At 46.9% G+C, this 25,141-nt stretch carries 28 protein-coding genes, 1 other RNA gene and 1 riboswitch; of the genes, 4 read left to right on the forward strand and 25 right to left on the reverse strand.

Annotated elements, in window-relative coordinates; all coding sequences use genetic code 11:
* Nucleotides 1-100: 100 nt before the first annotated feature.
* A complete protein-coding gene (gene groL / locus ACWPAB_RS10625; protein ID WP_003567042.1) occupies nt 101-1,735 on the reverse strand; it encodes a chaperonin GroEL in 1,635 nt (544 codons plus the stop codon).
* Between the two features lie 36 nt (nt 1,736-1,771).
* Nucleotides 1,772-2,053: a co-chaperone GroES gene (gene groES, locus ACWPAB_RS10630; RefSeq protein WP_003567052.1), complete on the reverse strand. Its 282-nt coding sequence runs from the start codon at nt 2,051-2,053 to the stop codon at nt 1,772-1,774.
* Between the two features lie 151 nt (nt 2,054-2,204).
* Between groES and ACWPAB_RS10635 the strand changes: the two genes are divergently transcribed.
* Together ACWPAB_RS10635 and ACWPAB_RS10640 are read left to right on the forward strand one after the other, a co-directional pair.
* Nucleotides 2,205-2,849, forward strand: coding sequence for a CPBP family intramembrane glutamic endopeptidase (locus tag ACWPAB_RS10635; RefSeq protein ID WP_016382174.1), 645 nt, complete (start codon nt 2,205-2,207; stop codon nt 2,847-2,849).
* An 80-nt stretch (nt 2,850-2,929) separates the two neighbouring features.
* The gene (locus tag ACWPAB_RS10640; RefSeq protein ID WP_003571272.1) at nt 2,930-3,988 is read left to right on the forward strand and encodes an LCP family protein; all 1,059 of its coding nucleotides are present in this window, start codon (nt 2,930-2,932) and stop codon (nt 3,986-3,988) included.
* A gap of 61 nt (nt 3,989-4,049) precedes the next feature.
* On the opposite strand, the gene ACWPAB_RS10645 is transcribed toward ACWPAB_RS10640, so the two are convergent.
* The 4 genes from ACWPAB_RS10645 to ACWPAB_RS10660 all read right to left on the reverse strand — a co-directional run bounded on the left by ACWPAB_RS10645 (nt 4,050) and on the right by ACWPAB_RS10660 (nt 7,123).
* The gene (locus tag ACWPAB_RS10645) at nt 4,050-5,078 is read right to left on the reverse strand and encodes a hypothetical protein (RefSeq protein WP_016382173.1); all 1,029 of its coding nucleotides are present in this window, start codon (nt 5,076-5,078) and stop codon (nt 4,050-4,052) included.
* On the reverse strand, nt 5,079-5,966 hold the full coding sequence (locus ACWPAB_RS10650; protein ID WP_016382172.1) for an ATP-binding cassette domain-containing protein: 888 nt from the start codon (nt 5,964-5,966) through the stop codon (nt 5,079-5,081).
* The gene (locus ACWPAB_RS10655; RefSeq protein WP_003567064.1) at nt 5,963-6,328 is read right to left on the reverse strand and encodes a GntR family transcriptional regulator; all 366 of its coding nucleotides are present in this window, start codon (nt 6,326-6,328) and stop codon (nt 5,963-5,965) included. Before ACWPAB_RS10655 ends, ACWPAB_RS10650 begins: the two co-directional genes overlap by 4 nt.
* Nucleotides 6,329-6,469: 141 nt before the next feature.
* A complete protein-coding gene (locus ACWPAB_RS10660; protein WP_003567066.1) occupies nt 6,470-7,123 on the reverse strand; it encodes a redox-sensing transcriptional repressor Rex in 654 nt (217 codons plus the stop codon).
* Nucleotides 7,124-7,340: 217 nt separating this feature from the next.
* Here ACWPAB_RS10660 and ACWPAB_RS10665 point away from each other — a divergent pair, with 217 nt between their 5' ends.
* Nucleotides 7,341-9,293 carry an ABC-F family ATP-binding cassette domain-containing protein gene (locus ACWPAB_RS10665; protein ID WP_016382171.1) on the forward strand — a complete coding sequence of 651 codons (1,953 nt, stop codon included), beginning with the start codon at nt 7,341-7,343 and terminating at the stop codon, nt 9,291-9,293.
* A 276-nt stretch (nt 9,294-9,569) separates the two neighbouring features.
* Here the strand turns inward: ACWPAB_RS10665 and ACWPAB_RS10670 are convergent, their stop codons facing one another.
* From ACWPAB_RS10670 to ACWPAB_RS10695, 6 genes are all read right to left on the reverse strand, one after another.
* Nucleotides 9,570-9,905, reverse strand: a complete 336-nt coding sequence (locus ACWPAB_RS10670; protein WP_003567071.1) for a PTS sugar transporter subunit IIB — start codon at nt 9,903-9,905, stop codon at nt 9,570-9,572.
* 95 nt (nt 9,906-10,000) lie between these two features.
* On the reverse strand, nt 10,001-11,026 hold the full coding sequence (gene tsaD / locus ACWPAB_RS10675) for a tRNA (adenosine(37)-N6)-threonylcarbamoyltransferase complex transferase subunit TsaD (RefSeq protein WP_003567073.1): 1,026 nt from the start codon (nt 11,024-11,026) through the stop codon (nt 10,001-10,003).
* A gap of 33 nt (nt 11,027-11,059) precedes the next feature.
* Nucleotides 11,060-11,593 carry a ribosomal protein S18-alanine N-acetyltransferase gene (rimI, locus tag ACWPAB_RS10680; protein ID WP_003567075.1) on the reverse strand — a complete coding sequence of 178 codons (534 nt, stop codon included), beginning with the start codon at nt 11,591-11,593 and terminating at the stop codon, nt 11,060-11,062.
* Nucleotides 11,577-12,299, reverse strand: a complete 723-nt coding sequence (tsaB, locus tag ACWPAB_RS10685; protein WP_003567077.1) for a tRNA (adenosine(37)-N6)-threonylcarbamoyltransferase complex dimerization subunit type 1 TsaB — start codon at nt 12,297-12,299, stop codon at nt 11,577-11,579. The genes rimI and tsaB overlap by 17 nt, the downstream gene beginning before the upstream one ends.
* A 735-nt stretch (nt 12,300-13,034) precedes the next feature.
* A complete protein-coding gene (locus tag ACWPAB_RS10690) occupies nt 13,035-13,640 on the reverse strand; it encodes a hypothetical protein (protein ID WP_076665368.1) in 606 nt (201 codons plus the stop codon).
* A 231-nt stretch (nt 13,641-13,871) separates the two neighbouring features.
* A complete protein-coding gene (locus tag ACWPAB_RS10695; RefSeq protein WP_003567081.1) occupies nt 13,872-14,390 on the reverse strand; it encodes a folate family ECF transporter S component in 519 nt (172 codons plus the stop codon).
* Nucleotides 14,391-14,426: 36 nt separating this feature from the next.
* A riboswitch (THF riboswitch) is annotated at nt 14,427-14,521 on the reverse strand.
* 352 nt (nt 14,522-14,873) lie between these two features.
* Between ACWPAB_RS10695 and ACWPAB_RS10700 the strand changes: the two genes are divergently transcribed.
* Nucleotides 14,874-15,854, forward strand: a complete 981-nt coding sequence (locus tag ACWPAB_RS10700) for an asparaginase (RefSeq protein ID WP_003567083.1) — start codon at nt 14,874-14,876, stop codon at nt 15,852-15,854.
* 95 nt (nt 15,855-15,949) lie between these two features.
* Here the strand turns inward: ACWPAB_RS10700 and ACWPAB_RS10705 are convergent, their stop codons facing one another.
* From ACWPAB_RS10705 to ACWPAB_RS10765, 13 genes are all read right to left on the reverse strand, one after another.
* Nucleotides 15,950-16,693 carry an acyl-[acyl-carrier-protein] thioesterase gene (locus ACWPAB_RS10705; RefSeq protein WP_003567089.1) on the reverse strand — a complete coding sequence of 248 codons (744 nt, stop codon included), beginning with the start codon at nt 16,691-16,693 and terminating at the stop codon, nt 15,950-15,952.
* A gap of 94 nt (nt 16,694-16,787) precedes the next feature.
* A complete protein-coding gene (rsmI, locus tag ACWPAB_RS10710) occupies nt 16,788-17,645 on the reverse strand; it encodes a 16S rRNA (cytidine(1402)-2'-O)-methyltransferase (RefSeq protein WP_016382159.1) in 858 nt (285 codons plus the stop codon).
* 1 nt (nt 17,646) lies between these two features.
* A complete protein-coding gene (locus ACWPAB_RS10715; RefSeq protein ID WP_003567092.1) occupies nt 17,647-17,985 on the reverse strand; it encodes a DNA replication initiation control protein YabA in 339 nt (112 codons plus the stop codon).
* A gap of 4 nt (nt 17,986-17,989) precedes the next feature.
* Complete coding sequence (gene holB / locus ACWPAB_RS10720; RefSeq protein WP_003588621.1) at nt 17,990-18,967, reverse strand: DNA polymerase III subunit delta'; 978 nt, start codon at nt 18,965-18,967, stop codon at nt 17,990-17,992.
* A complete protein-coding gene (locus ACWPAB_RS10725) occupies nt 18,967-19,296 on the reverse strand; it encodes a cyclic-di-AMP receptor (protein WP_003567098.1) in 330 nt (109 codons plus the stop codon). The genes holB and ACWPAB_RS10725 overlap by 1 nt, the downstream gene beginning before the upstream one ends.
* A gap of 34 nt (nt 19,297-19,330) precedes the next feature.
* Nucleotides 19,331-19,975 carry a dTMP kinase gene (gene tmk, locus ACWPAB_RS10730; protein ID WP_003580656.1) on the reverse strand — a complete coding sequence of 215 codons (645 nt, stop codon included), beginning with the start codon at nt 19,973-19,975 and terminating at the stop codon, nt 19,331-19,333.
* Nucleotides 19,976-20,569: 594 nt separating this feature from the next.
* Entirely contained in the window at nt 20,570-20,833 is a 264-nt protein-coding gene (locus ACWPAB_RS10735; protein WP_003567100.1) for a YaaL family protein, read from the reverse strand.
* The gene (gene recR / locus ACWPAB_RS10740) at nt 20,833-21,432 is read right to left on the reverse strand and encodes a recombination mediator RecR (protein ID WP_003567101.1); all 600 of its coding nucleotides are present in this window, start codon (nt 21,430-21,432) and stop codon (nt 20,833-20,835) included. The genes ACWPAB_RS10735 and recR overlap by 1 nt, the downstream gene beginning before the upstream one ends.
* A gap of 315 nt (nt 21,433-21,747) precedes the next feature.
* Nucleotides 21,748-22,056, reverse strand: a complete 309-nt coding sequence (locus ACWPAB_RS10745; protein ID WP_003567105.1) for a YbaB/EbfC family nucleoid-associated protein — start codon at nt 22,054-22,056, stop codon at nt 21,748-21,750.
* Between the two features lie 16 nt (nt 22,057-22,072).
* The gene (dnaX, locus tag ACWPAB_RS10750; protein ID WP_003567107.1) at nt 22,073-23,770 is read right to left on the reverse strand and encodes a DNA polymerase III subunit gamma/tau; all 1,698 of its coding nucleotides are present in this window, start codon (nt 23,768-23,770) and stop codon (nt 22,073-22,075) included.
* Nucleotides 23,771-24,015: 245 nt separating this feature from the next.
* Nucleotides 24,016-24,102: signal recognition particle sRNA small type (gene ffs, locus ACWPAB_RS10755), an RNA gene on the reverse strand.
* A 16-nt stretch (nt 24,103-24,118) separates the two neighbouring features.
* Nucleotides 24,119-24,625: a tRNA adenosine(34) deaminase TadA gene (gene tadA, locus ACWPAB_RS10760; protein ID WP_016382158.1), complete on the reverse strand. Its 507-nt coding sequence runs from the start codon at nt 24,623-24,625 to the stop codon at nt 24,119-24,121.
* A gap of 141 nt (nt 24,626-24,766) precedes the next feature.
* A complete protein-coding gene (locus tag ACWPAB_RS10765) occupies nt 24,767-25,096 on the reverse strand; it encodes a hypothetical protein (protein WP_003567111.1) in 330 nt (109 codons plus the stop codon).
* Nucleotides 25,097-25,141: the final 45 nt, after the last annotated feature.

The following is a 25,141-nucleotide window of genomic DNA, read 5'->3' on the forward strand; positions in this document are numbered from 1 at the left end:
AACTTCATAAAGTGACCTTGAAAACTTGAAAAGCACACTATGTAAACAACAAAAGCACCGGCGCATAAGCCAGTGCTTTTGTTGAACGAATAGGCAGAAATTACATCATACCGCCCATGCCTGCTGCTGGGTTAGCACCAGCGGCAGCATTATTATTTGCATTTGGATCTGGCTTGTCAGCAACAACGGCTTCAGTCGTCAGCATCAAAGCAGCAACGGAAGCGGCGTTTTGCAATGCAGAACGGGTCACTTTGGTTGGGTCAATAATACCTGACTTAGCCATATCTTCCCATTCATCAGTAGCGGCATTGTAACCAACGCCTTGCTTTTCCTTCTTCAGCTGTTCAACGATGACAGAACCTTCTTTGCCGGCGTTCTCAGCAATCTGGCGAACAGGTTCCTCAAGCGCACGTAGCACGATGTTGATCCCGGTTTGAACGTCGCCTTCTTCTTTCAAAGCAGCAACTGCAGGCAAAACATCTACCAGAGCTGTACCGCCGCCAGCAACATAACCTTCTTCAACCGCGGCACGGGTCGCATTCAAAGCATCTTCGATCCGATACTTGCGTTCCTTCAATTCAGTTTCAGTAGCGGCACCAACCTTGACAACCGCAACACCGCCAGCTAACTTAGCCAAACGCTCTTGCAACTTTTCACGGTCAAAGTCACTGGTCGTGTCATCAATTTGCTTCTTGATGATATTAACCCGTTCAGCAATGGCATCCTTAGAGCCAGCGCCATCAACAATCGTGGTGTTGTCCTTGGTAACCGTTACCTTGCCGGCACGACCCAATTGTTCAAGCTTGGTGTCTTTAAGATCCAAGCCAAGGTCAGAACTGATCACGGTACCACCAGTCAAGGTAGCGATATCTTCAAGTTGAGCCTTACGCCGATCACCAAAGCCAGGGGCCTTAACCGCAACAACATTGAAGGTACCACGAATCTTGTTCAGAACTAAGGTTGGCAATGCTTCACCAGCAACGTCATCAGCAATGATCAACAGTGCCTTACCTTGTTGAACGATTTCTTGTAACAGCGGCAAAATGTCCTGAATATTGGAAATCTTTTTGTCGGTGATCAAGATATAAGGATCGTCAAGGTCAGCTTCCATCTTATCATTATCGGTGACCATGTATTGGCTCAGATAGCCGCGATCAAACTGCATCCCTTCAACAACAGAGAGTTCAGTGTCAATCCCTTTGCTTTCTTCAATGGTAATCACACCATCGTGGCCAACTTTTTCCATGGCGTCAGCAATCAGACTACCAACTTCTGTATTTGAGGAAGAAACGGACGCAACCTGCGCGATTTCTTTCTTACCATTAACTTTGTGGCTAATCTTGTGCAATTCGTCAACGGCAGCCTTAGTTGCTTTTTCAATCCCTGTGCGAATGCCAACAGGATTAGCACCGGCTGTAACGTTCTTCATGCCTTCGCGGATAATACTTTGTGCCAAAACCGTTGCGGTTGTGGTACCATCACCAGCAATGTCATTTGTCTTGGAAGCAACTTCGGCAACCAACTTGGCGCCCATGTTTTCGTAGTGATCTTCCAAGTCAATGGACTTCGCAATTGTGACACCGTCATTGGTAATTTCCGGTGAGCCATAGCTCTTGTCCAAAACAACGTTGCGGCCTTTTGGTCCTAAGGTTGTCTTAACTGTGTTTGCCAACTGATCAACGCCGCGCAGCATTGCAGCACGTGCGTCTTCAGAGAATTTAATTTCTTTTGCCATTGTTTTTATTCACCTCAAAATTGATCGATTATTTAGTTACGCAATTGCCATGATGTCTTTTTCATGCAATACAAGGTAGTCTTGACCTTCATACTTCACTTCAGAGCCGGCGTATTTGTCGTATAATACAGTATCGCCAACTTTGACGGCCATTGGCAAACGCTTGCCTTCTGGTGTCAAAGCGCCTTCACCTACTGCAACAACTTTGCCGGTTTGCGGCTTTTGTTTTGCGTTGTTGGCTAAAACGATGCCGCCAACTGTCTGCTCCTCTTCTTCAACGACCTCGACAATCACGCGATCTCCTAATGGTTTTAACAAGGCAATCCCTCCACATTACATTTTTTGATTTAGCACTCGTTATGTCTAAGTGCTAACTACAGAAGTAACTATAACGAGTTTTGCGGTTGAATGCAACCCCAAACCGTGGAATGTTATACTTATTCCAGACATTTTTTTAAAGGAGCTCTTTATGTCACTACAAAAACATGGACTTTCCATTATTGGTGCCTATTTAGTGGCGCTGATTGGTAACTTGCTGATTTTCCAAATCTTACCCGTTGGCCGAATCAGCTTAGGTCTTGCTACTGTGATCAGTGTGCTGGCGATGATTGCCGCTGGTTTCAGTGAGCGACAGTTAGTCATTGCCAACGCCATCGAAGAACCTGGGGTTGCCGCCCCACAACAACGGGTTTTCTGGGGACTAATCGGTATCGTTGGCGTTTTGGTCGCTCAGCTTGTGGGTTCATGGCTAGAAACATTTTTATTCAAAATACCGCAAACTAGCAGCCTAATTCATCAGCAGCTGTCCAGTATGGCAACTAATCCGTGGTATTTCCTAGTGATCGGATTGGCTATTCCTGTGTTGGAAGAGCTAACCTATCGCAAAGTTCTATTCGGTAATCTTGTGAATGTCACCGGTATCTTTGGCGGTGCCTTGATCACTAGTCTCCTGTTTGCTTTAACGCAACCGGGCGGACACTGGTTAAGCGCCACATTGGTTGGACTTGTTCTTGCATATGATTATCGACACACTGGCGCAGTCAGCACGGCTATTATCGCCCGCCTTGGATCTTTGTGGGTGGTTTGGCTTTACTATCTCGCCCACACCCTATAATCGTAATCGAATATTAACCTTGACCCCTGCTTTCATCCCTTATAATAGAAATAATGATTTTGTGAAGGAGCAGTTCAAACATGGAGACCCGTTCTAATCGCCGCCAACAACAACAGAAGCCGAGGCGTTTTCGCTGGGGCAAATTGATCAGCCTAATCGTTGTGGTTGGTCTGTTCACAACAGGTGCGTATGCCTTGCGGTTATACAGTCAGGCAAAATATGCCATCAATAATACATATCATGCGACCAAACATGTCAGTACCGACATTGCTAACAAGAAGCCGTTCGCCGTTTTGCTACTAGGCGTCGATACTGGTGCTGATGGTCGGATTGAAAAAGGCAACTCTGATACCATGATTGTTGCTGTCGTTAATCCTAAAACCAAGAAAACAACCATGGTCAGTATCCCGCGTGACACCGCTGCAGAGTTAATTGGCACAAAGGAATTCAACATGCAGAAGATCAATGCCGCGTACAACGTTGGCGGTTCGGACATGGCGATCAACACTGTTTCCAAGCTGGTCAATGTCCCGATTTCTTACTACCTAACAATCAACATGGGGGCGCTTGAAAAAGTCGTCAATGCTGTCGGCGGTATTGATGTCGTCGTACCGTTTTCCTTTCAGGATCCATACACTGGCAACCAGAAGTTCACGAAAGGCCCCATGCATCTCAATGGCAATATGGCGTTGGCATATTCACGGATGCGTCACTCTGACCCAGAGGGCGATTATGGCCGACAGAAGCGGCAGCAACAAGTCATCAAGGCCATTCTCAAAAAAGCAATTTCTGTTGGATCACTTGGCAATTTTACCAAGCTCATGGACACTATCTCAAAAAATATTGCCACGAATATGAGTTTTGATGATATGCAAAGTATTTTCTTGAATTACCGTGACGCCGCAAAAACAGTTTCGACTGATCATTTGCAAGGTGTCAACGCATGGGTCGGCGATGGTGCTTACCAGATTGCTTCCGACGCTGAGATGCAACGAATCTCCAACAAACTTCGGACAGCTCTGGGGCTGCAAACCGAAACCATCAGCAATGAAGAGACAAAACAAAATGCGAAGAACACGCAGTTTGACTTTAAGGCAACCACGGACCAAAACTACATTATCTTTACCCCGTATGATTGATCATTCAAAAACACCCGCAGATTTCACTGTCTGCGGGTGTTTTTGCGCTTAAATTCAAGCTTCAAGCAAGTTTCTTCTGGGGTCGTTCCCGATACCACCACCAGAAACCAAGAGCAAGAATGGCTATGATTGAAACGGTATAAGAAAGCAGCTCATTGTTTAACAGCCACTGACCAAGCCCGTATGGTATGACAGCCAATGCATATATCATGACCACCCAGCGTAATTTTGGCAGTAAGAGAACATTGCCCGCATTTTCCAGCGAAATGTGGGCAAATAACCATCTCGTCGCAAAATAGCCGATAATACTGATAACCATCGCGGCAATAAAGTAGGCAAAAAATAAGTTGTTGCCTGATAACCGGACTGGATTCGAACGCATCGTTGAATAGATCAGTCGATCTGCTGCAGTTGCCCCAAACCACGTACCGAACAGCCCGAAGACCCCCATCCAAAACGGTGACGCGAAAATCGTACCAATGGCGGTGCCGATTGTATACATGAAACTAACAACCGCTATATTCATGAGCAAAACACCTAAAAGATTCATCCCACTCAATCCGACATACATAGCAGGAATGGCAACATAATAACCTATGATGGTGATCCCTGAGCCAAGCATCATCACACCAAGAAGACTCAGAAAACCATACCAATAACGTGTTGCAAATACCCTTCTTCGGCGAAACCCACTACTGAAAATGGCTGCATTAAAACCACTCGCTTGGTCAATACTGGCTATTGCTAAACCGACTATTAGCGGAATCAAATACGAGACAACCGTGAAAAAGCGACCACTAATAAGGTCAGACAAAAGTTGCCCTTTTTGATTTGGAATAAAAAGATGACGCTGGTCTTCCCGATACTCTTCATAACTTTTATTGTTATAAAAAGTAAGATGATTTTTCTTGGCCTCTTGTTTACTTTCTTCAAACTGCGCTAAGTCCATGACGTATTTTTGCTCGTTATGATAGTTTTGTATGCTTTGACCCAAATTCACCGCTGACAGCAACAGTGCAAAGACTACCATCACCCGCAACAAAACTTTATGTCGCGATCTTACCAGTTTCAATAAACGATCTTCACCCATTTATTTCACCTCCGCGTTTTTGGCGCGAAACTCAACTTTAAATAAATCAGATAGCGATAACGGCAAGCTCTCATTCAGCACGGGTTCTTCGGCGGCAATCGCGGCCTTGACTTCAGGTGTGAAATGCGGGAAAACCGCTTCGATCACGCGTCCACGAATGGTCAGAATCCGACCTTGTTCCTTGATCACATCAGGAATCGCCTTGGTTTTGAAAACTAACTGCAGCTTGATCGCCTGCTGTCTGACGTCCTCTAGCGTCAAGTCCTGACTGATCCGACCGGCTTTAACGAACAAAACGCGATCTGACAAGCCGTCTAATTCGACTAGATTATGTGAGGCGATGAGAAAGGTTCGTTTACCATCAGCAACAGCATCTACCACCAAATTGACAATCCGCTCGCGAATCAGCAAATCCAACCCATCAAATGGTTCATCCAGAAAAACATACGGTGCCCCGCTCGCCAGCGCCAACGCCACCATCACCAATGCCTGGTAACCTTTTGAAAGACTCTGAAAACGTTGTGATCCTTGCAGGCCGAACTTTTCGATCAGCGCCATAAACCGCGCTTGATCAAACGTCGCATAGAGCAATTGATAATCGCCGGCGATTTTATCCAGCCGGTATTTACGGAAGAAGAGATGTTGATTATCAAGGTAAAAAAGATTTTCGCGTTGTTCCGGATGGTCGGTCAAGTCCTGTTCATCCAACTCAATGGTGCCCCCGTCCGCACGATATTGATGCGTCACTGTTCGGAAGATGGTCGTTTTCCCAATACCGTTAGGCCCGACAAGCCCGACCACCTGCCCTAGTGATAAGGAAAATGTGATGTTATTCAGTACAGCCTGATCGGCAATCTTTTTTTGCAATTTTGTGATCGTTAAACTCATGCTTGTCCCTCCTTCTCATTGAGCCATGCCTGCAGAATGGGAATGCTGATTCCCAAACTCTGCGCTTCAACCACTAAGGCATCAAATTTAGGCCGAAATGCCGCAATATCTTTTGTATTGGCCTGCCTTAACGGTTCGGCAATGAACGAGCCGCGTCCTGGCTCAACATAGATCACGCCATCTGCTTCAAGCTGCTTATAGGCCTTTGCAATCGTGTTGGGATTGAGCTGCTCTTGTTTTGCCATCTCTCGCACCGATGGCAATTTGTCACCTGGCAGCAACACGCCTTGCACCACTTGTGCTTTAATTTGCAACACAAGGCGCTCGTAGTAAGCCAAATGGGCATACGGATCAGTCGCCATGACCACGCCCCCTTTCGTATTATGTGTACTATTATACGTAGTACACTTAAAAAGGCAAGCGAAAAGAGCAAGTCTTATCGAACGACTTGCTCTCACGTTTTTTCCAAACAAAAAACGCCGACTAGCGGCGTTTTCGACAAATTATGCTTCTGGTTCTTTTAAAGTCGGCCCGTAATGCTCCAAGAAATAAATGAGCGTCTGTAATTCTGTTGCTAGGTCAACGTTTTGCACGCGAACATAACTTGGTACAGAGATGCGAATCGGGGTGAAGTTCATGATGCCCTTGATCCCTGCTTTAACCAAATCATCCGTAATGTGTTGCGCAGCATCAATCGGCACCGTCAAAATCACAATTTCGATTTGCTGATCCTTGATCTGTTTGATCATTTCATCCATGGGATAGATTGGGACACCGCTTTGGATGGTACCAGCTAATTCGGGATTAATATCAAAGCCAGCACTAATCCGAATGTTGTTTGCCTGCCGAAAGTTGTAATTCAACAGCGCGTGACCAAGATTGCCGACACCGACTAACCCGACATTGGTTAACCGATCCTGATTCAGAATCTTTTTAAAGAAATTAAGTAGATCGACGACATCATAGCCGTAACCGCGTTTACCCAATGCACCAAAGTATGAAAAATCACGCCGAATAGTTGCCGAATCAACCTTCACTGCGTCCGACAATTCAGTCGAACTGATCTTGGTTGTTCCGGAATTGGCTAGAAAATTCAGATAACGGTAGTACACGGGCAGGCGTTTTGCCGTTGCTTTGGGGATGATTGTTTCCGCCATATAAGCAAGCCTCCTGTAGAAGTATTCCCACGCAGAACATGTGAACTGTCCAACATAGTATCTCTTGCTTATATTAGCTGGTTTATAGTGTGAAGGCAAGCGGATACATCTTCACAAGCAAATTTTTTATTATCCAGGGACCATCGGGGAACGCGCGCCGATGAACGAAACTATGGTATATTAGGTTCTAACGATTATTGTGAAAGAAGGTATCCCTGTGATCATTTTGCAGGCGCAACAAGTTGGCCGCAGTTTTAACGGCAATGAATTATTTGCTAACGTCAACTTAGAAATTCAAAACGGCGCGCGCATTGGCTTAGTCGGGCCCAACGGCATTGGCAAGACGACCCTGCTGGAGATCCTGACTGGTATTGCCCCACCCGATGCTGGTCAGGTCACAACCATGAAGAACCTGTCAATTGGTTATTTAGCACAGAATTCAGGACTTGATTCTGACAAAACGATTTTTAAAGAAATGCTGACGGTCTTTGCACCATTACAAGCGATGGCTCGGCAAATACATGACTTAGAAGTTAAACTCGGTGATCCGCAACTCATCGCCGACAAAGAAGCTTTTGCGGCAACGATGAAACAATACGATCAATTGCAACATGACTTTAACGTACAAAATGGTTATGGCTATGAAGCCGAAATTCGTTCCGTTTTACATGGTTTTCAGTTCGGCGAAACGACTTATGACAAGCCGGTTGGCACTTTATCTGGCGGTGAGCGGTCTCGATTGGCGCTGGCGAAGCTGCTACTCGAAAAACACGACTTGATCATCCTTGACGAACCCACCAACCATCTTGACATTGAAACCTTGAGTTGGCTTGAAGGGTACTTAAAAACCTATCCGGGCGCTATTTTAACTGTCAGTCATGACCAATATTTCCTCGATCACGTGGTCACTGAGATCTATGAATTAGATCATCACCACGCGACACATTACAAAACTAACTATAGCGGCTATCTCAAGCAAAAAGCTGATCGTCAAGCTCAAGCTTGGAAGGCTTACAATAAGCAGCAGGAAGAAATTGCCAAACTGCAGGATTTTGTCGACAAGAATATTGTCCGCGCTAGCACCACCAAACAGGCTCAAGCTCGACGTAAACAATTAGAAAAAATGGATGTGCTTGAAAAACCTGCTGGCGATAATAAGACGGTGCATTTTAACTTTACCCCAACGCGACCAAGCGGTAATGAAGTTTTAAAAGTCGAGCAGGCGACAGTTGGTTATGAGCCGGACAAACCCATGGCTGGCCCGATTGACTTTCAAGTGAATAAGTTTGACCGAATTGCGATCATCGGACCAAATGGTGTCGGTAAATCTACTTTACTGAAAAGTGTTTTGGGAAAAATTCCTTTTCTTAAAGGAGATGCCAAGTTTGGCGCCAATGTCGACGTAGGCTATTACGATCAGGAAATTCAACAGCTTAACCCTAAAAACACTGTCATTGACGAAATCTGGGACGATCAGCCGATGATGCCTGAAAAGGATGTCCGGTCCGTGCTCGCGGCCTTCCTTTTTTTGGCGGACGACATTCAAAAACCGGTCAGTGCCTTATCTGGCGGCCAAAAAGCGCGGCTGGAACTCACTAAATTAGCGTTGAAACACGATAATTTCTTAGTGCTTGATGAACCGACCAACCATTTGGACATCAACAGCAAAGAAGTCCTAGAACAGGCCTTAAAAGACTTCAGCGGGACTGTCTTATTTGTTTCGCATGACCGGTACTTCATCAACGAGTTGGCAACAAATGTGGTCGCTATTGCCCCGACCGGCAGCACTACTTATCTGGGCAACTGGGATTACTATCAAGAAAAACTCACCGAAACTCAGGCAGAAGCAGCCGCCGCAGCTGCTGCTCAGCCAACGGCAAAAACTGAAACTGCTGGTGCGACCTCTTACCAGCAGTCCAAAGAAGACGCCCGCGCTGAACGCAAACTTCAGCGGGAAGTGGATGATTTAGAGCAGCAACTTCAAGATCTTAGCCAACAAGAGGTCAAAATTCAAAAAGCGATGACTGCACCAGACGTCCTCAGTGATTATGTCAAAATGCAAACACTGCAGACAGAACTCGAAACAGTTCAAAAACAAACAGCTAAAGTTGAAGACGCTTGGGAAGAAAAGGGCATTCAACTGGAAGATATGCACGCTGATAACAATTAAAACTGCTGTTCTTTAAATTCAAAATAGGTTAGGCCAAAGATGGTCCTTGGTCGTGCCAAACTCCGCAATCTCCGGCCAGATGGGGTGGCGACGCGTAGCTAGAGCTGTGACGGCGCTTCGAGCCCATCTGGCCTACGATTGCTCCGCCTTGGCACTGGTATCTTTGAGCCTTAAAAAACATCTCCGAGAAAATAATAGGCGAATGATTTTCCTTTTACGGAAAAATCATTCGCCTATTGTTAACTGTCAATGATGTTCCAACACCATTTTTGTTGTCTACTTACTCGAAGCCTTCTCATCAATCAACGCCAAGGCTTGCCGCAAAACCTTTTCACCGTCCATCATCCCATAGGCTCGCATGTCGATAACGGCCATAGGAATATTAGTACCAGCAACTTTAGCGGCAAACTGACTTTCCATAAAGCGTACTTGCGGTCCGAGCATCAGGACAGATACGGGTTCAGATGCAAGTTTATTATCAGCATCTGCTGCTGCCGTTGCGAAAACATCAACATCAAGGCCATCTGCCTCTGCTGCTTTTTTCATCCGTTGTACCAGCATTGAGGTTGACATACCGGCGGAACAGACCAACATAATCGTTTTTTCAGCCATGGGAATCATCCTTTCGTTAACAAACTTATCTATAAGATAAGTCTAACCAAAACAGTTAGGCGGCGTCAACGAAATCGCTGTCGGCCTTGCATTTATTATGAAGCGTGGGTAAAGCTCAATCCTGGATCAGCATTCAAGCTTTCTGAAGCAAGATGCTGCTTCGCCCATTCAATATGAGCAGCTGCGCCAATCATTGCGCCATTATCACCCGTCAAGCGAAGTGGCGGCACAATCACATCGACATCTGGAAAATTCACAGCCAAGGTTTCGTTCATGGCTTCTTTAAGCCCTTGATTGGCTGCAACACCACCGGCCACAATGAGTTGTTTAACCGGATACTGATGCAGTGCCTTTTGCGTTTTGTGAACCAAAACATCGACAACCGCCGCTTGAAAACTAGCGGCTAGATCTTCTCGACTGAGCTCTTGGCCTAACTGATGGGCGTGATGAACCGTGTTGATAACAGCCGATTTCAAGCCACTGAAGCTAAAGTCAAGATTGTCTTCTTTATCCATCGCCCGTGGAAAATGGAAAGTGTCTTGACCAAGATGTGCCAACCGATCAACTTCTTTACCGGCCGGATATGGAATGCCCAGAATCCGACCAACTTTATCGTAAGCCTCACCGGCGGCATCATCACGTGTATCGCCGATGATTTCGAATTCCCCAGCTGATCGCATATAAACCAACTCAGTATGACCGCCTGAAACCGCCAGTGCCAGTAATGGATACGCAAGCGGCTTCACAAAACGGGCGGCATAAATGTGGCCTGCCATGTGATTAACCGGAATTAATGGTAAATGATGAGCGTAGGCAATGGTTTTGGCAGCCGTCACCCCAATTAACAATGCGCCTACTAGCCCTGGGCCGTATGTGACTGCCACCGCAGTCAAATCATCATAAGTGACGCCCGCTTCTTTCAACGCTGCATCTGTAACCAACGTAATTTGTTCCACATGATGACGACTGGCTACCTCCGGAACAACACCGCCAAATCGTTGATGACTTTTAATTTGTGTGGCGATGATGTTCGATAAGATTGTGTCACCATTTTCAACGACAGCCACACTGGTTTCGTCGCAGCTGCTTTCAAACGCTAAAATTAATTCCCTTGCTGCCACATTGTTCTCCTCTACAACGACGATAATGATCGATTACGGCAATGGCCGATACATATCGAGTGCATCATCGTGATTGCTGACATAATAACCTTTTTTAATTTTCCCGTCCTGAAAACCGAGCGACCGATACAGATGCTTAGCAATGTCGTTATTCGTCCGCACTTCAAGCGTCATTTTTTGACTGCCATAATCAATCGCCCGGCCAATCATGAACTGCATCAAAAAACGTCCCAGACCCATGTGCTGGTATGCTGGGTCCACTGCGATGTTGGTCACATGGGCCTCACTTAAGGTAAACCAGGTGCCAATTAATGCGACTAACTGACCGGCATCTTCAACAGCCAAATACAACGAATGCCGAACTTTACGCAACTCAGAGAAAAAAGCGTAACGATCCCACGGTGTATCATGATAAATCCGTCGCTCAATCGCTAATGCTGCATCGACATCGTCTTCTGTCATACGCCGCAGTAAATACTCTTTATTGCGAACCGTGATCGTTTGTGGCTTAAAGCTCAATTCATCAGGTGTCGTGCGATCGAACCACGATTTAAACTTTCTCAACATAAACATCATGTCCTCTGCCGGGGTGTGCTTCCAACCAGTTGTGTTCCGCCTCGGTCAGCCGCAGATAACGCGGCACAAAATCATAAACAGACACAGGCGGCAGATCTTTCCCTAATTGTCCCAAACGTAATGCTTGTGGCAAGTTTAGCCAACTCGGTGCAAATTGCGCTAATCCGCCCAAGGTCTCAATAATCTGAGCCCGAAACATAGCCGCATCACTGCCGACAAAGATCACCGGCTGGTGCAAAGTGGCTAATTCAGTGAGCAGTAGTTTTAATGGCACGTGCCGATCTGTAACCACATTGATCAGCCGGCCCTTGTTCCATTGGTAGACACCTGTAAACACATTGTTGCGGCGCGCATTCATAATTGGCACAATCATCGCTTTTGTATCTGTGATGTTGGCGGCAAGCACCGCCAAACTGGAAACGCCAGCTAGGGCAATGTTCAATGTGTAAGCTAATGTTTTCCCTGTCGTCACGGCAATTCGAATGCCAGTATAGGATCCCGGTCCATCTGCGACAATAATCTTATCCAAGTCCTCCGGCTGCAGGCCACTAGCAGCCACTAAATCATCAATCGCTGGCAGTAGTTGCTCACTATGCGTCCGTTTTCGATTAATCGTCGTCTGCGCCAACAACTTATCATTATCTAACACAGCAACTGACATCGCTTCGTTTGAAGTATCAAGCGCTAATAATCGCATCAATAGACCCTCCCTTCTCATGGCATAATCATGGCAATATTCTATCACAAATAAGAGCAGAGCGTGAGCTGGCGCGTTTAGAAACCGGAACATAAGCGGCCTAAAGCCTAAATGGTCGGGTTTGGACCATTTAGGCTTTAGGTCCTTATGTGCAGGTTGCTGCGCCAGCGAACGCGTTTCAGTCAAGAGCGTGAGCCAGACCGCTCAGAAACCGGAGTGTAAGTGGGCCTGAACGTGATGGCCGCGCTTTGGCCATTGCGTTCAGGGTCCTTACACGCAGGTTGCTGGTCTGGCGAACGCGTTTCAATCAAGAGCGTGAGCTGGCGCGTTTAGAAACCTCCGAGCTGAACGATAACTGTTTTTCCTTCACTCCCTGAGTTACTTACACACAAGCCTCTGAGCCTCTGGTACCAATTCTATTCTACGCTTTGGGGTTTCCGGTACTCCGAGTTGGCTCCGCGGCGATTCGGGGTGGCGACCGCGAAGCTAGAGTGGTGGGCACAGCTTTGAACCCGCAAAATGCGCGGTTTCAAAGTCTGGCCTTGGTCTAAGCGGAGAAAACCACTCCGCTTAGACCAATCTCACCACTGAGCCCATCGCCGCTCCGCCAACTCTCTGTTTTCTACCGGAAAGCAAAAACCAGAAAGACCATTATCATTTATGATTCAATTATTTAAACCTACATTATTCGGGAATTCCCGTACAAACAGCTTCAACCCTTTTTATGCTCAAATCCTAAAACCAAGCCTCTCCCGGATTCGGTAGCATGCCTGTCATTGCTGCAATGAGCAGGAGCACACTGCCAACAACGAGTAAACCTTGCAGTGCGATTTTTAACCATAACCGTTGATGAATGATCTCATCTGGTGTCCAGTAGAGATCGGTGGCGCTTTGAACACCGGTTGTTTTATTTGCCGCCAGCAAGTCATCATGGAGCCACTTGGCTAGCCATGACCAAGCAACACCTGCAATCATGGTAGCCACGGCCAGCACCCATAGTGCATGATCACGTTCAGTTAAATAGTCAGTTGGAAAGACGTAGAAGTTGCCGATGATGGGTAATTGACCAAATTCGCTATAAAACTGATTGCCAATGGCATATGCAAGCGCCAAGCCACCAACAATACTGCCTATCAGTCCCAATCGCCGCACCCATTTTGCAATTGTATTCTCACGATACAAATTACGAATATAAGTCTTGCGTCCGCTGCGCACCTGGTTCGGAAACATCATCTTGTGTGTTGCTAATTGCATCGTCACGATTCGCCGTTCCAGTTGCAGTGCCCAAATTCCTGTCCCTACCAACGCCAACACAACCACAATGATTAATCCAGCAAACATAGCAGCCAGCCCTTCTGTTTTTTTTTGAGTTTTCTTATTCTATCAGTTAGGTTTCATGTTGACCACTTTGGGGCACATACTCGATATGGCAGATTGCCAACAATTAAAAACCCCAGACAAGCCGACCATCGTGAAAGCATTCAGAAGGTCAATCTGTCTGGGGCTATTTTTAATGTAAAAATACGATCTATGACTGGCTTGTTCAAAGCGCTTGCTTTTATAGCAAATCAATCAAAGGTGGGGACGAATTCGCTCAATGGCTTTTAACGTTCCATAAGACAGTGCCGTTTGGATTGGCAACATGACCACGTTCTTGATCGTTCGCGGCCAGATAATGCCTTGCCATGGCGTACCCATGATGTTTAACCATAGTGTTGTCAAAATGATATTGCTAATCAACAAAACCATGCCGACAGCGAGCAATGTCCGAAGAACCGTTACCTTCTTGCCGTGGAAAAACATGCCGTAAAGCATTGCCGCAATGGCTGCACTGATGGTAAAACCCGGGAAATTGGCTCCCGGACTGAAGATCATAATTGACAACTGATCGTTCAGCGCAGCAGCGCCGGCCGCCAACCATGGGCCAAAATAATATCCCATGAGGATCGTGGCAAAGAACGCTGGGCTAATCTTGAGCCAAGGGGTTCCGAACGAGAAACGGCCCAGAACGATTTGCATCGCCATCAACATGGCCATATACACCATGTTCCGGGTGGAAAGCTTGGGACTACTAAACGATAATACTTGCATAAGCTGCAATCTCCTTTTTTCGGAGACGCCTAAATATCAGGCGAATGCGGCACCTGCACCGCGACACATGTCTTCGTCTGCCGTTCACATTCCGTTCCGGCAGCACTTAACGCGCAGGTTCCTACTCCTAGATTTTGTCACGAGACATATCGTACACCGAAAATTGTGGAAAGGGAACCCCCGAAATGTTCGCATTCACATTTTTTGTGATCACAGGTGAAAATTGACGTGAAAAATATCTCACGATTTTCTCGGTATTTTCTTGGTTTTTACCAAGTTAGCTGCCAGATTGATTCGCTAAAATAGATTCTCGTAATCATATCTTTCTGGTTGCTCATACTCCCTGAAAAGGGATTCCCTCAACACTTCATTTTAGAAGTGTTTTTTTACACCTAATTATGGGTGTTCGCGCCATTGACTTTAGCTGTTCGCGGCTGCATAAAGAGCCGTATAATGAAATGCGACAACGTTTGAAAGGAAGATATGACCGTGACTAAACATATTCTCGTTTTGCATACGGGTGGTACCATTTCGATGACTGAAAATAGCGAAGGTGACATTATGCCCAGCCAACATAACCCGTTACTTGGTGCTGACAGTTTTGTCCCTGCTGACGTCGAACTCACCACTGAAGAAATTTTCAACCTCCCATCCCCGCACATGACCCCAGAACGGATGCTAGAACTCGTTAAACGCATCCGCCAAGCGGAAAAAGAAGGCAGCGATGGCGTCGTGATCACTCACGGGACGGATACGCTGGAAGAAACCGCCTATTTTCTTGATCTGACCCTTGATTCGGCGATGCCAGTGGTCGTGACAGGCGCTATGCGCTCTAGTAACGAAATCGGCAGCGATGGTCTGGAGAACCTTCAAAGCGCCATTAAAACGGCTGCCAGCGACGACTCACGCAATAAGGGAACGCTCGTTGTCATGAATGACGAAATTCATACCGCTCGGTTCGTGACCAAGACGCACACGACCAACGTGGCTACTTTCCGAACACCAACATTCGGTCCAGTCGGTTTGGTCACCAAAGATGGCGTCCGATTCTTTCAAGAACTGATTAATCAAGAAATCTGTGCGATTGATCACCTCGTCGACAAGGTCTTCCTCATCAAAGCATATGCTGGCATGGATGGTACCTTGTTCGATGCACTGCCTGAAGATACCCACGGCTTGACGATTGAAGCGCTCGGTGCCGGCAATCTACCGCCGACCACCTTACCTGCCATTCAACGGCTGCTGGATCGCAACATCCCGATTGTTCTCGTTTCCCGCTGTTTTAATGGTGTTGCGCAAGCCGTTTACAATTACGAAGGCGGTGGTGTGCAACTTAAGAAAATGGGCATCATTTTCTGTCAAGGCTTGAATGGCCAAAAGGCACGAATTAAGTTGCAAGTCGGCCTTAGTGACGGCAAACAGGGGCAGGATCTAGCCGACTTCGTGGATAATGCTGTTAGCTGACAATTAACAAATAGCTGGGACTATCCTCGATTTCGAAGACCGCAACGCAAAAACGGCACTAAGCAAAAAAGAGACTTTTGCTTAGTGCCGTTTTACTATGCTTTAAAATCCTGCCAAATCATCTGCGCTTCTGCGTTGACCTGCTCGCCGGTGACGACGCGGTGCAAGGTTTTGGTGGGATCATCCGGATCATGCTGATATTGGGCAACAGGCGTCGTGCCATACGCGACTTCACGTTCATACCGAATATCCGCCCCGCGTAACGTATGGGTACTCAAAAAATCATAGCCAAGACTATTTTCCATCCATTCCAAGTAATGAGCATTGTTGACGTGTCCGTTACTGTCAATATCAAAATAGCGGACATGAAAATCTTCTTGACCATCTGGGGTGGTGATCTTTTTAAGCCGCGGAAATCGCTTGATTTTGCGATCACTGACCGCGCCGACACGCTCCACCAGTTCCGGAATCACGTCCACAATTTTGCGGGTGCGCAGATCCATGATGACCCAGTTGCTATTCACTGTTACCAAGCGCTGCCCTTGCGCATCGTCAATCCAATAATCCCGGTAAGTAAAGAATTTATTGTAAGTCGTCGCCTCGGTCCCCACGCGCAATGGTTCCTCAATTCGCGGCATCCGCTGAATATCCATATGATACTGCGTGATCACCCAACCAGCCTGAAATTCATTAATTGCATCCATCCCGGCATGCAACGTCTCTAACTGGCGCTCCGAAATTTCTAACATGACATTCATCATATTTGCCAATCCGGCGCGACCATACCGATCACCCGCAAAACCGGGAATCCGGTAATCATCTTCGTAGACCTTTCCCATTAGGATGACTCCTCCTTAAATCACACTTGCTGGCACAGAATCCGGTTGGCTTCGCATAAGACTGTTTCTAAACGCACCAGATCTCACGCTTTGCTTATTTTTCCAACTCATGATAAGCATCATACACCACTTGCTTCGCTAAGCCATTTTGTTTGGCGACTAATTTAATCGCTGCATTTGGTTCGGCACCAGTGGCAACAATTGCCTCAACTTGCATTTTTAAAGGCACCGTCACATCAACTGCTGGCTTATCAGCCGCACCTTCTACCATAATCACAAACTCGCCTTTTAGGTCACCAGTGGCATAAGTTTGTAATGCCGACAATGAACCGCGAATGAAGGTTTCGAATTTTTTCGTCAACTCACGGGCCAAAGCCGCCTGTCGATCACCAAAAGCAGTCTGCATTGCTGCCAGCGTTTTGCCAACCCGATGTGGGCTTTCATAAAAAAGCAAGGTGGCTGATTCATGGGCTAACTTCTCCAATTCGCGATTTTTCTCCCCAGCTTTACGCGGTAAAAAGCCGTAGAACAAAAACGGCTGCGGCGGCAAGCCGGAAGCAATCAGCGCAGTTGTCGCGGCGTTGGCTCCTGGCAATGGCACCACTGGCACACCGGCATCAATGGCTGCGCGTACCAATTCCTTGCCTGGATCAGAAATCGACGGCATACCGGCATCGCTGACTTGAGCAATCGTCTCGCCGTTTGCCAACTTAGCCAACAGCTCAGGAATGCGCATCTGTGTGTTATGTTCATGAAACGAAATCGTTTTAGTTTTAATCTCAAAATGATTTAGTAACATTTGCGTGTGCCGCGTGTCTTCTGCTGCAATCAAATCAACTGTTTTCAGAATTTCAATCGCACGAATTGTCATATCGCCCAAGTTGCCAATCGGCGTTGGCACCAGATAAAGTGTGCCTGTTGTATGTGAACCGAAGCTTCGTTGTTGCTCCAAGTCAATTCTCCCCGTAAATAATCTCAGTACAAAAAGCGCATGGCTCATCATTGACCCGGCGCTGGCCATAGAACATCGGGCAAACATGGAAGCCTTCATTATACAGACTTTCAAGATTTTGCTTCGACTTAGACAATTCAACCCCACCATCACTGGTTTTATTGTCATCTTTTTCTAATTCTGCCAAATGTTGACGCAAATGCTTGTTTTCGATCTCAAGTTCAGCATTGCGTTCAAGCGTTTCTGCCATATCGTCCTTCATAGCGGCGATTTCTCTGAGCATCTGCTGGGCATGTTTTTCAAGGGTCAAGAAGCCATCATATAATTCTTTCTTTTCCACAAGATCACCCTTCTAATAGTTTAAGCATTAACTGTTCTGTTGCGGATTGAAACGTAACATTCTGGCTCAATCGCACCTGCGCCGTTAAAATAGCCTGCAGCGCCGTGGTTAGTTGCTCACTTGATCGCTGAGCCAAGACGCCGATCGCCGGCAAGTCCAGTTGTTGCATTGATGTTACCTGAAAATGTTGATTCAATGCATCAGCATAGGCCAAGCCGATCAGCGCCAACACTTGACGCTGACTATCAGCATCTTTAGCAATCGGCAGCAGTTGCGTCTGCACCCGAACAAAACTTTCCGGATCGTGATCCGCCAAACGCTCCAGTAACTGGAAAACCTTCGTCACCCGGTCTTGAAATGTTGCAGACGCCAACAAGGCCTGCGCATCAGCCACATTGCCAGTCAATCGGCCTGCGACTCGTGCCATTTGCGAGGTTGCTCCGCCTTCTTCTAGCTTTGCAATCACGGCAGAGCGATCAGGGCTTTGGAATGTAATAACCTGCGCCCGCGACAAAATGGTCGGTAAAAGTTGATTTTTCGAGGTTGCGGTCAAAATCACGGTCATCCCAGGCACTGGTTCCTCAAAAAATTTCAATAAGGAGTTTGCCGCACCTGCTGTCATTTTATCAGCATCTTCAACAACAAACACACGTTGATTGCCTTCGACCCCGGTTTTGCTCATTTCTTGCTTCAACCCGCGAATATCGTCAACCTTGATGCTTTGCGTTTCTGTTTTGACCACCATCACATCTGGGTGGTTATGATTCAAAATTCGCTCGCACTCAGGACACTGACCACATGGCGCACCATCCTGCACATTTTGGCAAAATAGGCGCAAGGCGATCCACTCAGCCAAGGCCAGCTTGCCAGCCCCTTTTGGCCCCACAAACAAATACGACTGTGCCAATTGCTTGCGGTCAATGATTCGCGCAAACTGAGCCACGAGTTTAGGCTGAAGCGAATCAATTAAAAACTTGGTCATCAGAAGCGATGAAAGGCTTCGATCGGTAGGACAAAGACGGTGGCACCGCCGACTTGAACCTCAACCGGATAGGCCATCGAACTGTCAGACGTGGCGTCAAGATTGACTGGCGGTGTCATGAATTGTTGGCGGGTTTGGGAAGTCTCTTTGATAATCTTCAGAACTTCATCGACCCGATCGTCAGCAATCCCGATAATGAAGGTTGTATTACCGGCTTTTAAAAAGCCACCAGTCGTTGATAATTTAGTTGCCTGGATATTAGCATCAATAAATTGACTGCTAAGCAAGTTGCTATCTTTATCTTGAACAATTGCGAGAATTAATTTCATGCGTGCCCTCCTTGACCGCGATGACGGTTATCACTTAGTTAAATAGTTCCGGAAAACGACGAGTAATGGTCTGAAAACAAGCGGCAACAACCTTTTCCAGCGGCTCAGTTGCATCAATCGACACGATTCGCTGAGGATTATCCACTATCAGTGTCATGTATGCATCATGAACGCGTTCATGAAAAGCCAGACTTTCCTGATCAAGTCGATCATATTGACGCTCGTTTTGATGGGACTTGATACGGTCAAGTCCCACCTGAACTGGCACATCTAGATACAATGTCAAAGCCGGCTCCAGTCCTGCAGTGGCAAATTGGTTCATTTTCAAAACGGCATCTGGCCCAATTTCTCGACCACCACCTTGATAGGCAACTGAACTGTCGACAAATCGATCACAGACAACAATGTCGCCTTGTGCTAACGCTGGTTGAATCACTTCAACCAAATGCTGTCGACGCGACGCCGCGTATAAAAGTGCTTCAGTCCGCGCATCCATAGCAGTGTTGGCAGGGTCGAGAATGACCTCGCGAATGGTCTCGGAAATCTTTGCGCCGCCTGGTTCTCTGGTCAAATGCAATGGCACCCGCACGTGCTGTTCGAGTTGCGGGATCAACGTCTTCAAAACGCTGGTCTTGCCTGCACCGTCTGGACCTTCGAATGTGATAAATGTGCCTGTCACTATATGCCGCTCCTTCTCTAAACGCGATCTCTGGTGCAGAAACCTACACATAAGGACCTTGGTCGCAATGACCAAAGTGCGGCCATCACGCGCAAGCCTGCTTATGTTCCGGTTTCTAACCGCACCAGTTCACGCTCTTTTTGGAATTAAGTCCATTTTACTTGATATGTTTCACAATTAAAAACTTATCTGCAAATTCACGAGACTAATAAGTCGTTATACATATGCAAAAAAGCGGCAAATGCCATGATCCTGAAATAGCAGTCATGGGCATTTGCCGCTTTAGTGAATGTTGATTGGTATCGGGTAGCTGCACGATGCCCTAATGGTGAATGAGTTATGCTTGGCATTGAGGTTTTTGCATGCCTCCTAGGAAGGCGAAAAAAGATGCCACTCGGCGTAGCAAATGATTGGCGCGTTGAACGTTCTCTTGTTGGTACGTGGAAAAGCTCTGTTACCCCTTCACGACTCTCTGAACCGCACAAAAAAGCGCAGAAACCTCCGTGTAAGGACTTTGAACCAAAAGAGCCAAAACCCAGCCCTTTTGGTTCAAGGCCACTTACATTCCGGTTTCTAACCGCGCTTTTTTGCGCTCTATAAATCTCTATACTCCGCAATTTGCTCCGCAGCCACTCGGGCCACAAGTTCGCCCTTGATTTGGCGGGTGCGCGCTTCGCGGTAGAGAAAGTCGAATAGGCCTGTCTGTAAGGCTACTTGCGCTTTGGTTTGTTCGTCGACTTCTCGAAAAGTAGCAACGAGCTTGCGTTGTGCCGCCATCTGGTCGCGGACGCGATAGACGAGCATCATTAATTCTTCGTCTTTTTCTTCCTTGACCTTTACCTGTTTGCGTCCAAACATTACAGCTCAGTCCTTCCTTCAACCGCCTTCATCAAGGTCATTTCATCAGCATACTCAATATCACTGCCGACCGACAGCCCATGGGCTAAGCGAGTGACCTTAATACCAGCTGGTTTAATCAGCCGAGCCAGGTATTGGGCGGTGGCTTCACCTTCAGGCGTGGCATTAGTGGCGATAATGACTTCTTTGACTGCCTTATTTGCCTTAAGCCGTTTTAACAAACTCTCAATATTCAGATCTTCAGGACCGCGGCCTTCGATTGGTGATAAAACGCCATGTAATACATGATACAAGCCATGATAATCCTGAGCCCGATCAATGCTCATGACGTCTTTAGGTTGTTCAACGACCAATATCGTGCTTTGGTCGCGACTTTTATCGCGACAAATAGCACACGGATCCTCATCGGTAATGTTGCCACAAATGGAACAATAATGCAGATCCTCTTTTGCCGCGACAAGACTTTTAGCGAACGCCGTCACATCGTCCTTATTCATATCAATGGTGTAAAAAGCCAGCCGTGTTGCGGTTTTTGCCCCGATACCCGGGAGGCGCATATAACTGTCGATCAATTTACTGATCGGTTCTGGATATTGCATAGTGTCCCCTCTTGTTGTGAAAACGTACTGAGTGATGATCTTTGCTGTCATGAGAACAGCTTTGGTTTCAAAATGATGCTTATTTGCTTATGTTGCTGAAACTTTGGGTGCGAACTTGGGTTGTTGTAAAAGTTCGGTTTATGCGGTGAAGACTTCTTGATGATACTTGTGGTCCATTGTTGTTCTCCGAAACGCGCAAAAAGGCGCAGAAACCTCCATGTAAGGACCTTGAACCAAAAGGGCCAAAGCCCCAGCCCTTTTGGTTCAAGGCCGCTTACACTCCGGTTTCTAACCGCGCCTTTTTGCGCTCTGTTGTTACATTGGCAATCCGCGTGTATACTTGCCCATCTTATCTTGAGTTTCCTTATCAATGGTTCCCATGGCTTGATTAACCGCTTCGATAATCAGGTCTTGGAGCATGTCCGGATCGTCTGGATCGATGGCTTCTGGTTTGATTTGAATGTCTTTCATGATCTTTTCACCGGTAAACTTAACGGTGACCATATCGGAAGCTGACTTGCCTTCAAATTCCGTTGCATACAGTTCCTTTTGTGCTGCCTGCATTTCCTTTTGCATTTTCTGCATCTGCTTCATCATGCCTTGCATATTACCCATTCCACGCATGTTTCATCATCCTTTTCTAGTCATTTTTGATTGTTACGTTAGGTGCATCTTTACCAAATAGTTCTGTTAATTTGCTAACAACTGGCGGTATCTGCGGTTTAGTGTCAGCTTTCTGTTCCTTGTTTTCAGGGGCCTTCAATTCTTGAATATAATCTTGTCGAATGGTTGGCCAGACATCACTTTGAACCAAAACAATTTTTGGCTGCTTGCCGGTTAATTTTTGCAGACCACTTTCCAATTCCGTCATCAGCGCGGCATCATTCATGGCGCGTTCAACGTAGATATCATAATCGAAACTCACGATCACACCGTTAGGACTGGCAGCAACCGGTTCACTGACTTTCATCATGGCGCGTTTCGTGATACTAAGCAGACCCAGCAGATTCGGCCAAACATCCTTTAAATTGGTCAGGTCCTGTTTGGTTGCGGCACCTAAAATCGGATAAATAGCTTTACGATTGACATGGTTGGCTTTGGCCTTCACATGTTTCCGGGTTCTGGTTGGTGGCGGAATGGTGCCGCCGTTCGCCTCGACCCGTTTCAGTTGATCACTCAGCTGTTTGACTTTTGCCGTCAATTTTTCAAATTGCGGATTTTCTGCCTGTGCTGGTGCTGCCGTAACCTGTGGCGTTGTCGTTTCGCTTAATCGAACCGTTGCCACTTCTAGATAAATTTCCGGATGATTGGTCATCCGCAGTTGTTGCTGCGTGCTATTCAACACGTCAATCATGTGGTAGATCTGCTCTGGCTTGAAGTTCTCGCTCAGAATTTTGAATTGATCATCAAGTAAGCTTTTTTCTAAATCACCCAAGAGTGTCGGTGCTTGTTGATTAACCAACAGATCCCGCAAGTATTCAATCAGATCTTCGATTAACCGCCCAGCATCTTTACCTGACGCTAACAAATCCTCGATCATTTTCAATGCCTGCGCATGATCCTTGGCGAGGACCGCGGCTAAATACTTGCCCAAAACAGCAGTAGTCACACCGCCTGTGACATCAAGTGCATCTTCCGTTGTGACGTGATTATCGCCAAAACTCAACACTTGATCAAGAATCGATAAGGCATCCCGCATGCCGCCTTCAGCTGCTTTGGCAATCACTTTCAACGCAGCATCGTCGTATGTGATTTGCTTATCATCCAAAATAAAACGCATTCGCTTAACGATATCTTCCGGCGTGATCCGGCGAAAATCAAATCGTTGTGTTCGCGAAATAATCGTTGCTGGGATTTTATGTGGCTCCGTCGTGGCTAAAATAAACACCACATGCGCCGGCGGTTCTTCCAGCGTTTTCAGCAGAGCATTGAAGGCCCCGCTCGATAACATATGCACTTCATCGATGATATACACTTTAACGCGAGCTTGTGTTGGCGCATATTTTGCCTTGTCCCGAATGTCACGAATCTCATCCACGCCGTTGTTAGAAGCAGCATCAATTTCGATAACATCGGTCAAACTGCCATTATTAATAGCCTGACAAATTTCACAAGTATTATCTGGCTCACCATCCTCCAAGTGTAGACAGTTCAATGCCTTTGCCAGAATCTTGGCGACCGATGTTTTACCGGTACCGCGGGGGCCGGTAAAAAGATAGGCGTGGCTTGTCTGGCCAGTAATCAGCGCATTTTTCAGCGTCTTGGTGATGGCTTCTTGGCCAATCACATCTTTAAATTGCTGCGGGCGCCACACCCGATATAACGCTTGATAACTCACCGTGCCGCCTCCTTTAAACACGTTTGCTGGCGCAGTCACCTGCTCATAAAGGCCTCAGGTGCAATGGCCAAAAACCAGCCATCACCCCTGAACCCGCTTATGCTCCGGTGACTAAACGCGCCCGTTCACGCTCCTCTTAGTGAAATATTCGCTGTGTTCTAGTTTACCATAGCTGCCTCATGAGTAGACAGAATCTGCGACAACAAAAACGGCCGCTCCAATTACAAGCGACCGGTCAATTTCTCAATAACAAAAGGCACATGACGAACCTACCTTAGTGCTGCTTCCTTCCGGACCTGACACGATTCGGAAAGCCATCATTGCCTTAAGGCCTTTCGGCAGTTTTCATTATAACTGATTCTCACTGGTTTGACCAGCCCGCTTGGCGGCTTTTCTTTTGGCCCGGATCGTTCGGAAAAACGTTTGCAGCAACGTGGCGCTCTCATCGGCTTTGATGCCGCTGACCACAGCAACTTGATGATTAAAGCGGGTGTCCGCCAATAAATTATAAAAAGTGCCAGCAACGCCTGCTTTAGGATCAGTGGCACCAAAGTAACACGTCGCCACGCGCGCATTGATCATAGCGCCGGCACACATTGGACATGGTTCTACCGTGACAAATAAGCTGCAATCTTCCAGCCGCCATGTACCAAGCGTTTTGCATGCGGCCTGAATCGCCAGCATCTCGGCATGATGCGTCGCGTCTTGAGTCGTTTCACGCAGATTATAACCACGGCCGATAATCTCGCCTTGATGGACGATCACTGCGCCAATCGGCACTTCGCCGATTGCAGCGGCTTTTTTGGCCTCGGTTAGAGCCGCATCCATAAATTGATTGATGTCGTGTTCGTCCATGATTGCCAAGCACTCCTTGTTTTATCATTCTGATGCCAATAAATAGCCGTCCATCAGGAAAATCCTCATGGACGGCTATTTTGATCACGCAGCCAGTTTATTTACCTGACGTGCGGTAGCCACATGTCGCTAAACTAACGACTAGTGACTCAGTGCTGCCTTTAAGCGATCAATGGCTGCCATGCCTTGGTCGCGAGCCGATCCGGCATATTCGCTAGCACTGTCCTTTAGACTGCGCAGCTTGTCGCTAACCCGGAGCAGACTGGCAACATCATCATCGCTCAATTTATCTAAAACGGTTTGAACCCGATCACTGTCGCCAAAAATCTTCTTCACGAAGCCTTCAACCTGACGCCGTTGGTGCTGCCGTTCAAAATATTCAGTCAAGCTTTTGGCACACACAAATGCCCCTGCTGCGATTGCGGCAGCGGCCACTGCACCACCTAATGCGAGATATTTCGATTTTGTCATGTCATATTGCTCCTTTCTGTCCTGACCTGAGTGTACCACGCCTAG

Source organism: Lacticaseibacillus sp. 30, from assembly GCF_053819265.1.

Bases quoted from the DNA above. Each gene is read 5' to 3' on its own strand.
- groL (WP_003567042.1), bottom strand. From the start codon at position 1,735: ATGGCAAAAGAAATTAAATTCTCTGAAGACGCACGTGCTGCAATGCTG.
- ACWPAB_RS10635 (WP_016382174.1), top strand. From the start codon at position 2,205: ATGTCACTACAAAAACATGGACTTTCCATTATTGGTGCCTATTTAGTG.
- ACWPAB_RS10640 (WP_003571272.1), top strand. From the start codon at position 2,930: ATGGAGACCCGTTCTAATCGCCGCCAACAACAACAGAAGCCGAGGCGT.
- ACWPAB_RS10645 (WP_016382173.1), bottom strand. From the start codon at position 5,078: ATGGGTGAAGATCGTTTATTGAAACTGGTAAGATCGCGACATAAAGTT.
- ACWPAB_RS10650 (WP_016382172.1), bottom strand. From the start codon at position 5,966: ATGAGTTTAACGATCACAAAATTGCAAAAAAAGATTGCCGATCAGGCT.
- ACWPAB_RS10655 (WP_003567064.1), bottom strand. From the start codon at position 6,328: ATGGCGACTGATCCGTATGCCCATTTGGCTTACTACGAGCGCCTTGTG.
- ACWPAB_RS10660 (WP_003567066.1), bottom strand. From the start codon at position 7,123: ATGGCGGAAACAATCATCCCCAAAGCAACGGCAAAACGCCTGCCCGTG.
- ACWPAB_RS10670 (WP_003567071.1), bottom strand. From the start codon at position 9,905: ATGGCTGAAAAAACGATTATGTTGGTCTGTTCCGCCGGTATGTCAACC.
- rimI (WP_003567075.1), bottom strand. From the start codon at position 11,593: ATGTTGAGAAAGTTTAAATCGTGGTTCGATCGCACGACACCTGATGAA.
- tsaB (WP_003567077.1), bottom strand. From the start codon at position 12,299: ATGCGATTATTAGCGCTTGATACTTCAAACGAAGCGATGTCAGTTGCT.
- ACWPAB_RS10690 (WP_076665368.1), bottom strand. From the start codon at position 13,640: ATGTTTGCTGGATTAATCATTGTGGTTGTGTTGGCGTTGGTAGGGACA.
- ACWPAB_RS10695 (WP_003567081.1), bottom strand. From the start codon at position 14,390: ATGCAAGTATTATCGTTTAGTAGTCCCAAGCTTTCCACCCGGAACATG.
- ACWPAB_RS10700 (WP_003567083.1), top strand. From the start codon at position 14,874: ATGACCGTGACTAAACATATTCTCGTTTTGCATACGGGTGGTACCATT.
- ACWPAB_RS10705 (WP_003567089.1), bottom strand. From the start codon at position 16,693: ATGGGAAAGGTCTACGAAGATGATTACCGGATTCCCGGTTTTGCGGGT.
- holB (WP_003588621.1), bottom strand. From the start codon at position 18,967: ATGACCAAGTTTTTAATTGATTCGCTTCAGCCTAAACTCGTGGCTCAG.
- ACWPAB_RS10725 (WP_003567098.1), bottom strand. From the start codon at position 19,296: ATGAAATTAATTCTCGCAATTGTTCAAGATAAAGATAGCAACTTGCTT.
- ACWPAB_RS10735 (WP_003567100.1), bottom strand. From the start codon at position 20,833: ATGTTTGGACGCAAACAGGTAAAGGTCAAGGAAGAAAAAGACGAAGAA.
- recR (WP_003567101.1), bottom strand. From the start codon at position 21,432: ATGCAATATCCAGAACCGATCAGTAAATTGATCGACAGTTATATGCGC.
- ACWPAB_RS10745 (WP_003567105.1), bottom strand. From the start codon at position 22,056: ATGCGTGGAATGGGTAATATGCAAGGCATGATGAAGCAGATGCAGAAA.
- tadA (WP_016382158.1), bottom strand. From the start codon at position 24,625: ATGGACGAACACGACATCAATCAATTTATGGATGCGGCTCTAACCGAG.
- ACWPAB_RS10765 (WP_003567111.1), bottom strand. From the start codon at position 25,096: ATGACAAAATCGAAATATCTCGCATTAGGTGGTGCAGTGGCCGCTGCC.